The following is a 15,617-nucleotide window of genomic DNA, read 5'->3' as shown; positions in this document are numbered from 1 at the left end:
AGTTAATTGGCCAGCCTTGGCGGGTTGTAGAGCATTTCTGTTGCTTCTAAATAAAGCTCCAAAGATTCTTGACAAGATTCCATCTGAAACATGGCGCATTTGGGCACCTGTTATCATCGCTTTTCCTGTTGAAAGCGAAAATTATAACAGCTGTATAGAGTTAGTAAAGAGGGTTTACTCAAAAGCTGGTGATCAGGTAATTCAAACTTTGGATATCCTGATCGATAAAGAAAATCAGCAGTTTGACTCTATATCTATAATTAGACTTTTTGAAAAATGTTGGGATGACGATCTAAGCGATTTTATTTTAGAAAAGGCTCAAAGTAAATCCCTAAAGCCCAGCTGTATTCGGTATCTGTTAGAAGAGCTTCTCAAACATGGCTCGAATGAAGCTAGAGATGAAGCTATAGAATATCTACAAACATTGAGCTCATTGCCATTGCCTTTGAACAAAGATGAACGTGACAGAGTCATCATTGCCTTAACATTCCTATTCGACTATCAAACTACCGACCGTTGGTCTAGTATATGGTCAATTCTTGAGCAAGAACCAAATCTTGGACGAGAGTTCATTGAGTCAGTTGCTAAGCGCCATATGTTGTTTTCCGGTGAGTTAAAGCTTGAGCTTAATGAGAAACAGTTAGCTGATCTATATATCTGGCTGGTTAGGCAATATCCCTATGACGAAGATCCCGATTATAGTAATGGTGAAGTTCATGTCTTGGGTCCAAGGGATAGGGTTGTTAGATTAAGAAATAACATTTTACGGCAACTGGAAAATTTTGGAACTGCTCAAGGCTGTGATCAATTGGAGCGTATTATTGGAGAATTTTCTGAACTACCTTGGCTTAATAAAACGCTGATATCTGCCAAATATAGTATGCGTCGTAAAACCTGGAAGGCACTCCAGCTAAAAGAGGTTATTTATCAGATATTAGATCAGGATCCCATAGTTAGTAAAACTGTGGGAGATAATCAAGCTACATATAATATAGAAATTTTCGATAATAAAGGTGGGATTGTTACCATAGGAGGAAAAGATATAAACAATATGGCCAAAAATAGTAAGATCAACACAGATGGCGGCGATGTCATCACCAATTCCAATAACAAGAATAGAGGCAGTGTTAATAACAGCAAAACTATTACTACAAATAAAATCGGAAAAGGGAAACGCAATACTATCAAAGTCACTGACCCTAAAACCAACCCTAGCAGCGGAGATCTATGGAACAAAATCCTTGGGATTATGACAATTGTTGGTGTGGTTGCGGGAGTGATAGGATTATTCGGTAATGGGATATTTAACGAGCCGATAAAAAGATTTTTTAGAATAGATCAGCAACCGTCACTGTCACCAACGCCAACTGTTCCATCTCCTTCTTCAACTCCAGATAGTGAATAGCGATAATCTATAGCAAAGGAAGCAGGGAGTAGGGAGTAGGGAGCAGTGAAGTCATAAAATGTAAGAGGATAAAAATAATGTGTACCTGATTAGACTATAAACCGCTATAGTCTGATAGAAAAAGCTTTTTTAATTTTGAATGCTATACTAGCATAAATAATAATATTTACTTATAGCGTTTATTGCATTTATAACGTACGGTTATCAACCTCAAAGTCCCCCTTTTTAAGGGGGATTTAGGGGGATACCTTTGTAGCTCATGGGATAGAAAATGGCTATATAGCGTTTTTAATAGCTATGAGGTACAGAGATTTTTTCCTGATTACCTATTCCCTACTCCCTGTTCCCTGTTCCCTGTTCCCTGTTCCCTGTTCCCTGTTCCCTGTTCCCTGCTCCCTACTCCCTGCTCCCTTTACCATAGTTTACAAAACTTTACAAACCTCTTCACCAAAATATCCGGGTTAACAAAATAAATTCTGCAAAGCTTACTAGACTAAAGTGCTGTCTATAGCGTTTCTTGATCAGATGTAAACCTAGGAGGTCTTTTTTTATTGTCGAATAAAACTCCCGATCTCTTCCCCCTCTTGCCTCCTCCCCTGATTGAGGGCGGTTAGGGGGGATTCCTCTTGCCTCTTGCCTTTTGCAGCAAGAAGCGTGTTTGCAACCTAGATACAAACGCTATATGCCTGACCCCTCAACTCTCCTACTACTAGCCTACAGCCACTGCAAAAATGCCACTGCTAGTCTTAACTACAGTCACAGCAGTATCTGCATGCCCACTGAGAAGCTCAACCAAGCCCCTGGGCAGTGGAAACCCCCCAATAGCATCAGTGCTCCAGAAGCGATCGCATTTGCTCAAAACTCTCGATTCAGTAATCTCAAAACAGTCCAGGGAAGGTATTCAGAAGAAATAGCCTTGCCCCCAACAGTGCGTTTGGGTAGCCAAGGGGAAGTTGTCACTAGACTACAAACTATACTGCAAGAGTTGGGATACTACCAACAGCCAGTGGATGGTGTATACGGCTCCAATACCTTTGCTGCTGTCTCTACATTCCAGCAAGCACAAGGGTTGAATGCGGATGGTATTGTTGGACCAATAAGCTGGATCACTCTACAAAGATTGCACTCAGAATCCTTATCTGCTAGCCAAGAGAGGGAGTTGATCGAGATTTCCCCAAATCAGCCAGAAACTAGAGGGGAACTCCAGGATACTATCATTGATAATTTTATTTCAACAGCAGAGTCTCCCTTAGCAAATCAATCGGTTAGTTCAACCCCCTTGAACGCCCTCTCCAATAAACCACTATACCTATGGTTGTTTGGCTGGGCAGTGGTATCTCTTGGAGGATGGGGAGTAATTGTACTACAGATAAACTATCATCGGCTTCCGATTCGGCTGAGGATAGGAAAATCCTCTACAAAAACAGGGCAACCTGACAATATTGTGCCCATAGAAGATAGCGAATCAAACATCTATTCAATGGATGATTTGCTAACTACCATCAGTGAGAGCGAGATAGACCAATCCTCAACCCCTGAAACAGTCTCTGAAACTGATGCTATAGAGGAAACTGTAGAGCAAAACAATCAAGACTTAAGCTTAGGGAAGTATGGTCTACTTCTGTTCACCAGCCCAGTGGCAACAAGCCCTAATAGTTTACCGATACAAGTTGAGGATAGTAAGGAAAATACAGCTAAGCTAAACTTGGCTAAATCCTCTACGTTGTTCTTGCCCTTAGATCAGATTAAATTTAAACAATCACCACCATCGATCGGTGAAGAGAATCTATCTTTCTCAGCTGTTTTGGAATCTCCTGCGGAAGGTCTCTACAGTTTTACCCACCCTTCTATATCGTCCGTTATTCAAGAATTGACCAACAGTGACTTAGTCGAAGTCGAAGCAGCTAAGGGGCGGATTCAACCTCTCAATAACTTCTTTACTGACCTGTATCGCCTTGCTCAAAACGCTAGCTTAGCTAACCAAAACCATCACCAAGATACCAGCACAAGTCAGGAAAATGTCCGCCGAACAGCCCAAAAGTCTGACCAAGCTGATCAACCTATCCCTGAGCAGATGAAACCAGGAACTGTAGTTGGTATCCTATCCCCGACTAACCCAAAAACAGGAGAACGGTATACCTACTCATTAATTGATGATGCTGGCGGGCGGTTTATGTTGACGGAGAATAAACTGGCTCTTACCGAGCAAAGCTTGATGAATTTCAAAACAGACACCAGCCATACCGTGATTGTCCGTCGCACTGATTCCAAAGGTATCTATGTTGATAAATCCTTTACTCTGCGTTTGAAGGCTGAGAACGAGTCAGCACCTCCTCAGCCCCCGGTTGAAAGCCAGAAGAAGGTATCCACTGAAACGCGATCGCTTACCAGTGTCAGCAGTTAATCAATTCAGGACTGACCGAGTAAGCCTACAGTTACAGGTAACTCTCAACTGATGGCACCAGCAGCAAAGATTGACCTTTGGTCACGCTACGCGATGAAGCGAAGCTTCCGCTAAAAGCGATTGGCCGTAGGCCACGCTACGCGAACGCAAATTTCTCAAAAGTGCATAAATTTGATAGGGTACCTAAATCAATTGTGATAATTTTTAATCTGAAGTTCCCTACTCCCTACTCCCTACTCCCTACTCCCTACTCCCTACTCCCTACTCCCTACTCCCTTTGCTATACATAGGTTTAGCTTAGCCGGATGCTACAAGTCGGGCATCAGCCATTTTTCTTCGGGTCTTGCCAAGATAAGCTAGAATTATTAAGAAATCTTTAGAAAAAATTTTAACTGCTGCTACCTATTTCCAGGCGCTGGTATGACTCTCCCAATTCGCAACGTTGCTATTATCGCTCACGTCGATCACGGCAAAACTACCCTAGTTGACGCTCTACTCAAACAATCCGGTATCTTCCGCGAAGGGGAAGACATTCCAGACTGCGTGATGGACTCCAACGATTTAGAGCGGGAGCGGGGTATTACTATTCTTTCTAAGAATACCGCCGTTCGGTACAAAGACATCCTAATTAATATTGTTGATACTCCCGGTCACGCTGACTTTGGTGGAGAAGTAGAGCGGGTATTGGGTATGGTGGATGGCTGCATCCTAATTGTGGATGCGAATGAAGGACCAATGCCTCAAACCCGATTTGTCCTGAAAAAAGCTCTGGAAAAAGGACTGCGCCCGATTGTAGTGGTCAATAAAATTGACCGACCCCAAGCCGACCCTTATGGTGCCATCGACAAAGTCCTGGATCTGTTCCTAGAATTAGGAGCAGACGATGACCAGTGTGAGTTTCCCTACCTATTTGCCTCCGGTCTACAAGGCTACGCCAAAGAAGATTTGGATGCAGAAGCGGTAGATATGCAGGCACTGTTTGAAGCAATTTTGCATCATGTTCCGCCACCAGTAGGAGACCCTGCTAAGCCCCTACAACTACAAGTCACCACCTTGGACTATTCTGAGTACCTAGGTCGGATTGTGATTGGCAGAATTCACAACGGAACCATTAAGGCCAGTCAACAAGCTGCTTTAGTTAAGGATACTGGGGACATAGTTCAGGCAAAAGTTACCAAGTTGATGGGATTTGAAGGACTCAAGCGAGTTGACCTAAAAGAAGCATCAGCTGGTTATATCGTGGCAGTAGCTGGGTTTGCTGATGCCAATATTGGTGAAACCATTACTTGTCCCAATGAACCCCAAGCCTTACCCCTAATTAAGGTAGATGAGCCTACCTTGCAAATGACCTTCTGCGTGAATGATTCGCCCTTTGCCGGTAAGGAAGGGGACTTTGTAACGTCGCGACAATTACGCGATCGCTTATTCCGAGAATTAGAAACAAACGTAGCACTACGGGTAGAACCCACTGACTCCCCCGATAAATTCCTAGTATCTGGTCGTGGAGAGCTACACCTGGGTATTCTGATCGAAACCATGCGTCGCCAAGGATATGAGTTCCAAGTTTCCCAACCCCAAGTGATCTACCGGGAAGTCAATGGTCAACCTTGTGAACCCTTTGAATATCTAGTGCTAGATGTACCAGAAGAAGCGGTTGGTAGCTGTATCGAGCGTTTGGGACAGCGCAAAGGGGAAATGCAAGATATGCAAGTAGGTGCCAATGGTCGCACCCAAATCGATTTTGTGATTCCTGCCCGTGGCTTAGTCGGTTTCCGGGGGGACTTCCTTCGCCTGACCAAAGGTGAAGGTATCATGAATCATAGCTTCCTAGAATATCGTCCCATGACTGGGGAATTAGAGACTCGCCGCAATGGAGTAATTGTAGCCTTTGAAGAAGGGATGGCTACCTTCTATGCCCTTAAAAATGGAGAAGACCGTGGTGTATTCTTTATTAAACCAGGCACCAAGGTTTACAAAAACATGATTATTGGGGAACACAATCGTCCTCAGGATTTAGATCTAAATGTCTGTAAAACTAAGCAGTTAACTAACCATCGTTCCGCGACTGGGGATGAATTAGTGCAGTTACAAGCCCCAGTGGAGATGAGTTTGGAACGGGCTTTGGAGTATATTGGACCCGATGAACTGGTAGAGATTACACCTCAGTCAGTTCGTTTGCGGAAGCTGTCTAAGAAGAAGTTGGCGAAGCAAGGTAAAAGGTAAGAATTAAGAATGTAGAATTAAGAATGTAGAATGTAGAATTGGGAATTAAGAATGTAGAATTGGGAATTAAGAATGTAGAATTGGGAATTAAGAATGTAGAATTGGGAATTTAGAATTTAGAATTTAGAATTGGGAATTCACCATTCTGCCTTCTGCCTTCTGCCTTCTGCCTTCTTCATTCTTCATTCTTCATTCTTCATTCTTCATTCTTCATTCTTCATTCTAAATTCTGCATTCTAAATGCTACATTCTAAATTCTTCATTCTTAATTCTAAATTCTGACAGACAACCTCCTAACCTTCATTCATCCAATCACGAGCCGAGGCGGAAGCATCTATACCACCAGTGCGCATCTGGCGTATCAAAGCCTGGGGATCAGGAGACACTTTAAGGGCTTCGGTGGGTGTGATTTTTTCATCAATTAGGTAGTTGTAGAGAGCCTGATTCATCACTTGCATCCCTTCAATGGTTTCAGTTTCCATCAGTCGGAACACATCCACATCTTCTCCCTTAAGCAGGTAATCCTGTACAGTTGGGGTATTGATTAAAATGTCATGAACCGCAATCCGACCCTTATCGATGGTTGGTACTAAGAGTTGGGCAATAACTGCCAACAGGGACTCAGCAATCTGGATGCGGATCGCTGACTGTTCATCAGGATTGTAGAGATTCAACAGACGGTTAATACTGCTGATGGCATTGCGAGTGTGTAGAGTACCCAAGACCAGATGACCGGTTTGGGCAGCTTGCAGGGCAGTATCAACTGTGATGCGATCGCGCATTTCCCCAATTAGAATTATATCGGGATCCTCCCGTAACACAGACCGCAGAGCGTGGTGAAACTCATGGGTGTGCAATCCCACTTCTCGCTGACTAATCAGGCACTTTCGGGAGCGGTGGACATATTCAACCGGGTCTTCAATCGTAACAATATGTTTGTACTCTGTTTCATTGAGATGGCGAATCATAGCCGCAAGAGTGGTTGATTTACCTGATCCTGTCGGACCGGTAATTAAAATAATTCCCTGACCCCTGCTAACTATTTTTTTGAAAACTTGCGGTAGAGTTAAATCATCGATTGAAGGAACATCAAGGCTGATTAATCGCAGCACAATGGCTCCGCCGTTTAGGGAGTCAAAACAATTCACCCGACAGCGCACTAAGCCAGGGTAAAAAATAGCAGTATCCAGTTCTTTGGCTTCAGCAAACTGCTTCCTCTGAGCCGGAGTGAGAATCTCATTGAGGTATGCCTCAAAGACTTCCACTGTGACCTTGGTATGACGTTTAGCCACATACATCTTGCCCCGAATCCTAAATCTGGGGACCTGTCCCACTCGAATATGAATGTCAGAAGCTTTGTGACCATGAGCCTCTGCGACGATTTGCTCGATAGAAGGGGAATGACTAAGGTTCTGGTTAAGTTCTACTACTGGTTTAAGTGGTGATGGGAAAGTTTGAGGCTCTTGATCAATTTGCACTCCTACACCAGAATTCGTGTTCTTCATAATATGATGTACCTAGGGATACCCTTGCTGGACTGATCGGGTCGGGGCGTTGATGTTTGCTGATCTTCTTGTTGGCAGTTAATTTCGGTTGCTTGTGATCCAACCAAAGAACAACCCTAGAGAAATTTTACTTTATATAAAAAGTTTTCACACTAATCCAGCTAGGTTTTTGATATTGCTGTCAGACATCACCTAGATCTGATCTAATTAAATTTTATAATATATAGCCTTAGGTAGCAGAACTTAAGCGTAAGTATTCAGCTATCAGCGGTCAGCCGTGAGCTTTTAGCTCACGCTAAGGGAACAGCGGTCAGCTGACGTAACTCAGATTAAAGCAATGCTTACCTGTTGTCTTGATGCCAAGCGTGAGTGGGGTAAACCCCCGCAGGTCGGTAATGGTGCGTTTACAGTCGTCGAATTAAATTCGCCACGGGTCGCACCTCTGCATAGCTGATTCAATAGCACCATCTGTAGCACCATCTGTAGCGCATTAGCTGATAGCTAGCTGATAGCTGACGGCTAAATGCTTACGGCAGAAGGTAGAAGGCAGAAGGGACGAGAGTTGGAGCTAGTTTTTAAAAAGTCCAGTGATTTTACGAATAATTAATTGCTTTAGTTAAGTTAAAGGAGTTAATTTAAACTAGCTAATTGAGCTGATGGAGTTAATGTTATAAAACGGTTTACTGGACAATATATTTTGATTTTGATATTTTTAGCGGTATAATCCATAATATCCCATAGCTTTAATCCCATCAAACCTTTAAGTTAACCCAAACCCAGTTCCCGTTTGAGCAGATTAATCGATTTGCTACCAATATAGTTTTCACAACGGATCACCTTGGGTGGTCGAATAATATCTTCACGAGCGGCTAATATGGCATCTTTAACACTTTGATAACTTGCCTGATCGCTAATAATTATCTGGGAACTGCGAACCAGAGCTTTTAGTTTGTAGTTGTCCTTGATCTGAGCCGTCATCACTAACAACTCATCTCCCCGTAGACTATGGATAATAATTTCTACTATTTTTAAAATCCCAGAACTGATGCTAACCACTCCTAAACGGCTACCTTTGGAGAGATTCTTAATTAGCTTAAGTTCTGGCTCATAGTCATAAATATCAACAGGGATGACACGGACAGATTTAGGGGCAACAATCGCTTCTGCTTTACCGATAAAATAGCGACTAGTAACTACTGTAGCCGAGTGAGTTTGATCCAAAGCTTCTGAGAGTTCTTCCATTGGCACCAACTGCACCGGGATTCCCAAGGATTGTTCTAACTCCTGCACCATCAATTCTCCTGCACCAAGATCTCGTGACTCTACTGTCACCAGTACCCTAGCGCTACACCGTAACCGCCAGTCAATCTCCGACAAAAATAGTTCCCTAGCTTGGTTAAGGGAGCAACCTTGTCCGAGAAGTTGATTGAGGCTATCTTGAACAACCTTGTAAGCTTCGGGGGAAAACTGGTTAAGAATGCCAACCTGACGTCGATTACCCCCTTCATGACCCTGTGCCTTAACATAAATGCCTGACCCAGCATGGGACTCTACTAGTCCTGTTTCTTCTAACTGCCGATATACCTTGCTGATGGTATTGCGGTGCAAACCCGTCTCCATGGCTAGCTGACGAGTACTGGGCAGTTTATGACCTGGGGAATATTGTCGGGATGCGATCGCAAACTGAATTTGGTCAAATAGCTGCTTCGAGGCAGGTATTTCACTATCTTGTTGAATATGATACTGAACCATTACAGAGTCTCCAAAATCCCCTGTTTATCACTATTATATGGTAAATTTTAGATTTTAAACTTTTCGGTCAAATTTTGCTATCCACTTCAGCTATAATGTAAGCATTCAGCTATCAGCCAAAGGTCAGCGGTCAGCGGTCAGCCGTCAGCTTAAAATAAACTTCATTTGGAATAATTTAATAGTTCGAGATTTGAAGCAATTCAAAGTCTCGGTAGTAAGCATTCAGCCGTCAGCTGATAGCTGATAGCACCATCTGTAGCAACTCAATTAGAGCATTAGCTGATAGCTGATATAGCTGTTTTTAATCTAGTAAGGTACAAGTTTTTGGGTTTTAGGGAGCAGGGACTGAGGCCGTAGGCCACGCGGGGCGCGTTCGGAGCAGGGACTGAGGCCGTAGGCCACGCGGGGCGCGTTCGGAGCAGGGAAGAGGGAAGAGGGAAGAGGAACCCACCCCTAACCCCTCCCAGGAGGGGAAGAGGGAAGAGGTAAAAAAATAAAATATGTGTACCTCATGAGGATAAAAAGCGCTATAGCTGATAGCACCATCTGTAGCACCATCTGTAGCCCATAAGCTGATAGCTGATAGCTGATAGCTGATAGCTGATAGCTGATAGCTGATAGCTGATAGCTGATAGCTGATAGCTGATAGCTGATAGCTGATAGCTGAAAAAAAATCAGCCAATTATAACGGATTTAGCTCCCAAATAATTAAATCAATAAAAATCAATAAAAATCAATAAAAATTAATAGATGGTAAAGTAATAATCTGGACTATCCTGAACTCTCCAATTAAGTAAACTAGTTAATAAACTTATTATTTATTTATTAAATACAGGTATAATTTAGAGTTAAGCTACTGCTGTAGAATTGGCGCTGAATTCAGAAAGCCAAGAAAACCTTTAGCTTAGCATCTATAACTGCCAAGCAAGAGCTTCACATCCTTCCAAATCGATTATGACACATAGGGAAATTCGTAGCATTACCGTCAAGGTGGTCAATGGTGATCTAGACATAGCAGCTTACCTGGCAATGCCGGTGGCAGAAACACCTCTTCCTGGAATTGTGGTGCTGCAAGAAATTTTTGGGGTGAATGGCCATATCCGGGATATCACAGAACGGTTTGCCAAAGAAGGCTATGTTGCGATCGCTCCCGCACTCTATCAACGCCTTGCTCCAGGCTTTGAGACAGGTTACACCATTGAAGACATTAACATTGGCAAGGAATACAAGGAACAAACCAGAGCAGCGGAACTCCTGGGAGACATCCAAGGGGCCATCGGTTACCTGAGGAGTCAAACCCCTGTGCAAGATAACCCCATCGGCTCTATTGGCTTTTGTTTCGGGGGTCATGTTGCCTATCTGGCTGCTACCTTACCCGATATTAAAGCTACTGCTTCGTTCTATGGTGCTGGGATTACTACCATGACTCCTGGCGGTGGTGAACCAACGATTACTCGCACACCAGAGATTAACGGTACACTCTATGGTTTCTTTGGGATGGAAGATGCTAGCATTCCAGCAGAAGAGGTTGATCAGATTGAGGCTGCTCTTGAGAAAAATAAAATTAATTATCGTGTCTTTCGTTACGATGGAGCAGACCACGGATTTTTCTGTGACCAACGGGCTAGCTACAATGAAAAAGCAGCTACTGATGCTTGGCAAAACGTTTTGCAGCTGTTTAGGGAAAAACTTGACTAAACTGTCACCGGCTCCCAACTTTTTAAGCAGCTGCTCCTATATCAGAAATCATTACTGATTTTAAACCGTTAATCATCATGAATTCAAAATCAACCTCTTCGACCACCAGCAATTCATCCTTTTCTATGGATGATTTTGCTCAAGCCCTAGAAGAATACGACTATGAGTTTAAACAGGGACAGGTGGTACGTGGCAGAGTACATAACTACGAAAGCGATGGTGCTTATGTAGACATCGGTGGTAAGTCCCTGGCTTATCTACCAATTAGTGAAGTTTCCTTAGAATCGGATCTGGATTGGTCGGAAGTACTGCCCTTGAATGAGGAAATGGATTTCCTGATTATTCGGGAGCAAAATGCTGATGGTCAAGTTACCCTTTCCCGGCGTCAGCTGGAGATTAAGCAAGTTTGGGATGGGTTAGTTGAACTCCAAGAGAATGGAAAATCATTAGATGTCCGGGTTTCTGGAGTGAATAAAGGTGGTGTCACCGTGGATGTGCGGGGATTGCGGGGATTCATTCCGCGATCGCACTTGAGTCAGCACGACAATCTAGATTCCTTGATTGGTCAGAAACTAACAGTCAATTTCCTAGAAGCTGATCGCGATCGCAAGAAGCTAGTGCTTTCTCAGCGGGAAGCTGTGCGTGCTGCTACTTTCTCTGAGCTAGAAGTGGGACAATTAGTGGAAGGTAAAGTAGCTGCGATCAAGCCCTTTGGTGTGTTTGTGGACTTTAATCAAACCAATGGCTTGCTGCACATTAAGCAAGTAAGCCAAAGTTTCGTTGAAGACCTCTCCAAAGTGTTTGAAATCGGTCAAGTGATCCAGGTAATGATTATTAACTTGGATGAAGGCAAAGGTCGTATTTCTATGTCTACCAGGGTTTTAGAAAATTACCCAGGAGAAATGCTCGAAAAGATGGCAGAGGTAATGGCTAGTGCTCCAGCTCGTGCTGAACGTGCTAGGCAAAAACTATTACAAGCATAAGTTAGGTCGTTTGAATCGATCATGTTTTTTGTTTCTTGTTGACTGTTGACTGTTATAGCGCTACGCTTAGCGTCAGAAATTAGAAGTCAGAAGTCAAAGGTGCGCTTACAGTCGTCGAATTAAATTCGCCACGGGTCGCACCTAAAAGTAAGCGATTACTTAAGTTTCGGAGTTTAGGAATGTCAAACATCTGAATGCGTAGTGCTATAACTGTTGACTGTTGACTGTTGACTGTTGACTGTTGACTGTTGACTGTTGACAGTCAACCGTGAACCGTGAACCGTGAACTAAAATACCTGATGAATCAAAACAATAGCCCAATCCATACCCTTACCGTAGATATTGGTGGCAGTGGCGTTAAGGTGATGGTATTAGATGAATTGGGTAATCCCATCACCCAACGTAGTCGCTTAGAAACACCCCAACCTCCTAAGCCGGATGCTATCATTCATGCGATCGCATCCCTAGCTCTCGGACAAGGGGATTTTGAACGGGTATCGGTGGGATTTCCTGGAGTGGTTCGCAATGGGATAACCTATACGGCGGTAAACCTCGATCCTGATTGGCAGGGATTTGATCTGGCTACTACCCTATCTCAACGCTTAGGCAAACCGGTGCGGGTAGCTAATGATGCCGATGTCCAAGGATTAGGAGCAATTACTGGCAAGGGAGTGGAATTGACGATTACCCTAGGCACAGGGTTTGGTTCTGCTTTATTTGTGGATGGCAAGCTGGTGCCAAATCTGGAAATGGGACACCATCCTTTTCGTAAAGGGGAAACCTACGAAGAACAGTTGGGGCGAGCGGCTTTAGAGAAAGACGGTAAGAAGAAATGGAATAATCGGCTCCAAAAAGCGATCGCATGCCTGGAGCGTTTGTTTAATTATAATTACCTTTACATTGGTGGTGGTGAAGCCAAAAAAATTAACTTTGAGCTACCCCCCAATGTAAAAGTAGTGCCCAATGTCGCTGGGTTATTGGGGGGTATTGCTTTGTGGCGGGATTAGAAAAAGCCGTGAAATACTATAGCGCTAAGCTATCAGCTATCAGCTATCAGCTATCAGCTATCAGCTATCAGCATATGCTTATGATGGACTTTTCCCCAGATTTTCAATTCTCATTAATCTCGAACTATTAAATTCTATCATTTGCGCATTGCGCACGCTACTTGAGATGCGCACGCTACGCTGGGTTTATTTTAAGCATTAGGCTGACCGCTGACCGCTGACCGCTGAATGCTTACTACTAGATTGCTGGGCTATAGCTTGTCCTGCATAAACCTGTGTGACAAATTCCCGAATTTTCTGCTGATATTCGGCAGTAGCAACAGTTGTCAAATCATTGTGAGCTGCATCAGGAACTAGCCAAAGCTGTTTAGGAACTGTAGCAGCATCGAACAAGACTTGACTCATCCTAGCAGGAACTGTGGTATCACTAGTGCCATGGATTAAGAATATAGGTGTTTGGAGTGACTTGATTTTACTAATTGAGTCAAACCGCTGGGTAAGCAGAAGATCGATCGGCAAGAAACCATATTTTCCCTGATAATCTGCCATATCCCGCATGGAAGTAAATGAGCCTTCCAAAATCAACCCTGCCATGTCTGGGTTACGCACCGCTAGATCAATCCCGATTGCTCCCCCTATGGAATAACCATAGACAAAAATATCTTGGGGATTGATGCCTCGTTGTTGGACTAGATAATCCCAAGCCACTTGAGCATCTTGATAAACTTGGGATTCCCTAGGAAATTTACCGTCGCTGCGACCATAGCCTCGGTAGTCAATCAGCAGCAGGGATAAACCTAGCTGATGTAACCGTTGGGCTATTTCAAGATATGACCCAATATTACAGGCATTACCGTGCAGATATAGCATCACCTTACTTTCTGGTGAGTCAGAGGGAATCCACCAGCTATGGATTTTATCAATTTTACCCTTATTGGATATTGGTAACCAAAGCTCTTCGTAAGGCAAACCAAAGTCAGCTGGTGTATTTTCAATCACTGAAGCCGGACAAAACATTAGCCGATGTTGCAACAGCAACACTGAGGTACAGACTAAGGCGTAAGCGATCGCTATAAATCCTGCAACAATCAACATAATCAATGATCTTCATAGTTCATCCTTCATCCTTGAAAACCGGTTGGCTTAGATGCCATTCGGTTGCTTGTTCATAAGCATAACCTACTTGAAATAGCTGGTCTTCCCGCAATACATTACTAATCAACTGCATCCCAATTGGTAATCCCTGTTCATCAAAGCCACAGGGTATACTCATCCCTGGTAACCCAGCCAGGTTAACTGGAATAGTCATCAGGTCAGTCAGATACATACTTAAGGGGTCTTCTGTCTTTTCCCCAGCTTTAAATGCTGTGGAGGGAGCTGTGGGACAGACTAGCACATCGACCTTGTCAAAGGCTGCTTCAAAATCCTGTTTAATCAGAGTACGAACTTTTTGGGCTTTGAGATAATAGGCATCATAGTAACCAGCGGATAGGGCATAGGTTCCTAGCATAATCCGGCGCTTGACTTCTGCACCGAACCCTTCAGCACGGGTTTTGGTGTACATAGAAAGGAGATTGTCAGCATCTGATGCCCGTAAGCCATATTTAACGCCATCGTAGCGAGCTAGATTTGCTGATGCTTCTGACGGAGCAATGATGTAGTAGCAAGGCAAACCATACCGGAATCGGGCACAGGAAATTTCCTGAATCTCAGCACCTAAGTCTTTGAGCTGATCAATGGCTTTAGTGACTGCTTTCTCTACTACTGGGTCTAAGCCTTCTCCAAAGGTTTCTGTAATAATGCCAATCTTAACTTTACCGTTAGATTTTAGGTCTGGTTTCAGGAATTGGGTATAGTCGGGAATGTCTACTTTGAGGCTGGTCGCGTCATTGGGGTCATATCCTGCGATCGCATTCAGTAAAATAGCGGCATCTTCTACAGTGCGAGCAAATGGTCCAATTTGATCTAAGGACGATGCGAATGCCACTAAACCATAGCGCGATACTAATCCATAGGTCGGTTTCATGCCAACTACTCCACAGTAAGAAGCCGGTTGACGAATAGAACCACCGGTATCAGAACCGAGAGCAATGGGACATTCCCCAGAAGCAACGGCTGCGGCTGAGCCCCCGGAGGAGCCGCCGGGGACATGGGATAAATTCCAAGGGTTTTTAGTAAGTTGAAAAGCCGAGTTTTCCGTAGAACTCCCCATGGCAAATTCATCCAAGTTGGTTTTACCTACCATTACTGCCCCAGCATCTTTGAGTTTTTGGGTCACTGTTGACTCGTAGGGTGGGACAAACTTGGCCAGAATCCGGGAGCCGCAGGTGGTCGGAATCCCTTGGGTACACATATTGTCTTTGATGCCAATGGGTATACCGGCCAAGGTACCGAGCTCTTCACCAGCTGCGATTTTCGCATCTACTTGACTGGCCTGTTCTAAAGCATAGTCTGAGGTGATGTGGAGGAAGCTTTGGACTTGAGGCTCTAGGGCTTGAATCTTATCTAGGGCTTCTTGGGTGATTTCTACAGCTGAGCGTTCTTTGTTGATTAGCTGTTGATGCAACTCGCGGACCGTGTCCATGCTTACTACCTTTACTGACTTAACCATTTCAACTCTAGTATTCTGACAAAAAATTC

General features: G+C 43.8%; 13 protein-coding genes and 1 pseudogene. 9 read left to right on the top strand and 5 right to left on the bottom strand.

The window, feature by feature from the left end; all coding sequences use genetic code 11:
• From F6K37_RS15645 to typA, 5 genes and pseudogenes are all read left to right on the top strand, one after another.
• Positions 1–1,405 (top strand): annotated as a pseudogene (locus F6K37_RS15645) (hypothetical protein); the annotation flags it as partial.
• Between the two features lie 297 nt (positions 1,406–1,702).
• Complete coding sequence (locus F6K37_RS15640) at positions 1,703–1,870, top strand: hypothetical protein (RefSeq protein ID WP_287251081.1); 168 nt, start codon at positions 1,703–1,705, stop codon at positions 1,868–1,870.
• A gap of 175 nt (positions 1,871–2,045) precedes the next feature.
• The gene (locus F6K37_RS15635; RefSeq protein ID WP_287251080.1) at positions 2,046–3,809 is read left to right on the top strand and encodes a peptidoglycan-binding domain-containing protein; all 1,764 of its coding nucleotides are present in this window, start codon (positions 2,046–2,048) and stop codon (positions 3,807–3,809) included.
• A 77-nt stretch (positions 3,810–3,886) separates the two neighbouring features.
• Positions 3,887–4,099: a hypothetical protein gene (locus F6K37_RS15630; RefSeq protein ID WP_131826878.1), complete on the top strand. Its 213-nt coding sequence runs from the start codon at positions 3,887–3,889 to the stop codon at positions 4,097–4,099.
• A 130-nt stretch (positions 4,100–4,229) separates the two neighbouring features.
• Positions 4,230–6,032, top strand: coding sequence for a translational GTPase TypA (gene typA, locus F6K37_RS15625; RefSeq protein ID WP_008190216.1), 1,803 nt, complete (start codon positions 4,230–4,232; stop codon positions 6,030–6,032).
• Positions 6,033–6,325: 293 nt separating this feature from the next.
• On the opposite strand, the gene F6K37_RS15620 is transcribed toward typA, so the two are convergent.
• From F6K37_RS15620 to F6K37_RS45510, 3 genes are all read right to left on the bottom strand, one after another.
• Positions 6,326–7,537, bottom strand: a complete 1,212-nt coding sequence (locus F6K37_RS15620) for a type IV pilus twitching motility protein PilT (protein WP_008190218.1) — start codon at positions 7,535–7,537, stop codon at positions 6,326–6,328.
• A 765-nt stretch (positions 7,538–8,302) separates the two neighbouring features.
• On the bottom strand, positions 8,303–9,289 hold the full coding sequence (locus F6K37_RS15615) for a GntR family transcriptional regulator (RefSeq protein ID WP_008190220.1): 987 nt from the start codon (positions 9,287–9,289) through the stop codon (positions 8,303–8,305).
• A 331-nt stretch (positions 9,290–9,620) separates the two neighbouring features.
• The gene (locus tag F6K37_RS45510; protein ID WP_502887749.1) at positions 9,621–9,971 is read right to left on the bottom strand and encodes a hypothetical protein; all 351 of its coding nucleotides are present in this window, start codon (positions 9,969–9,971) and stop codon (positions 9,621–9,623) included.
• Between the two features lie 272 nt (positions 9,972–10,243).
• Here F6K37_RS45510 and F6K37_RS15605 point away from each other — a divergent pair, with 272 nt between their 5' ends.
• The 4 genes from F6K37_RS15605 (at position 10,244) to F6K37_RS15590 (ending at position 13,108) form a co-directional block, all read left to right on the top strand.
• A complete protein-coding gene (locus F6K37_RS15605) occupies positions 10,244–10,987 on the top strand; it encodes a dienelactone hydrolase family protein (RefSeq protein WP_008190223.1) in 744 nt (247 codons plus the stop codon).
• Positions 10,988–11,064: 77 nt separating this feature from the next.
• Positions 11,065–11,970 (top strand): S1 RNA-binding domain-containing protein, encoded by a 906-nt coding sequence (locus tag F6K37_RS15600; RefSeq protein WP_044495335.1) that lies wholly within the window; start codon positions 11,065–11,067, stop codon positions 11,968–11,970.
• A 299-nt stretch (positions 11,971–12,269) separates the two neighbouring features.
• Positions 12,270–12,977: an ROK family protein gene (locus tag F6K37_RS15595; protein WP_008190226.1), complete on the top strand. Its 708-nt coding sequence runs from the start codon at positions 12,270–12,272 to the stop codon at positions 12,975–12,977.
• A gap of 8 nt (positions 12,978–12,985) precedes the next feature.
• Entirely contained in the window at positions 12,986–13,108 is a 123-nt protein-coding gene (locus tag F6K37_RS15590; RefSeq protein WP_287251077.1) for a hypothetical protein, read from the top strand.
• A gap of 67 nt (positions 13,109–13,175) precedes the next feature.
• On the opposite strand, the gene F6K37_RS15585 is transcribed toward F6K37_RS15590, so the two are convergent.
• Positions 13,176–14,072: an alpha/beta hydrolase gene (locus F6K37_RS15585; protein ID WP_008190229.1), complete on the bottom strand. Its 897-nt coding sequence runs from the start codon at positions 14,070–14,072 to the stop codon at positions 13,176–13,178.
• A gap of 19 nt (positions 14,073–14,091) precedes the next feature.
• Positions 14,092–15,561 carry an Asp-tRNA(Asn)/Glu-tRNA(Gln) amidotransferase subunit GatA gene (gene gatA, locus F6K37_RS15580; protein ID WP_287251076.1) on the bottom strand — a complete coding sequence of 490 codons (1,470 nt, stop codon included), beginning with the start codon at positions 15,559–15,561 and terminating at the stop codon, positions 14,092–14,094.
• Between the last annotated feature and the right edge of the window lie 56 nt (positions 15,562–15,617).

The organism is Moorena sp. SIO4E2, from assembly GCF_010671945.1.
Lineage (GTDB): Bacteria > Cyanobacteriota > Cyanobacteriia > Cyanobacteriales > Coleofasciculaceae > Moorena > Moorena producens.
This window is presented reverse-complemented; position numbering and strand designations above follow the sequence as displayed.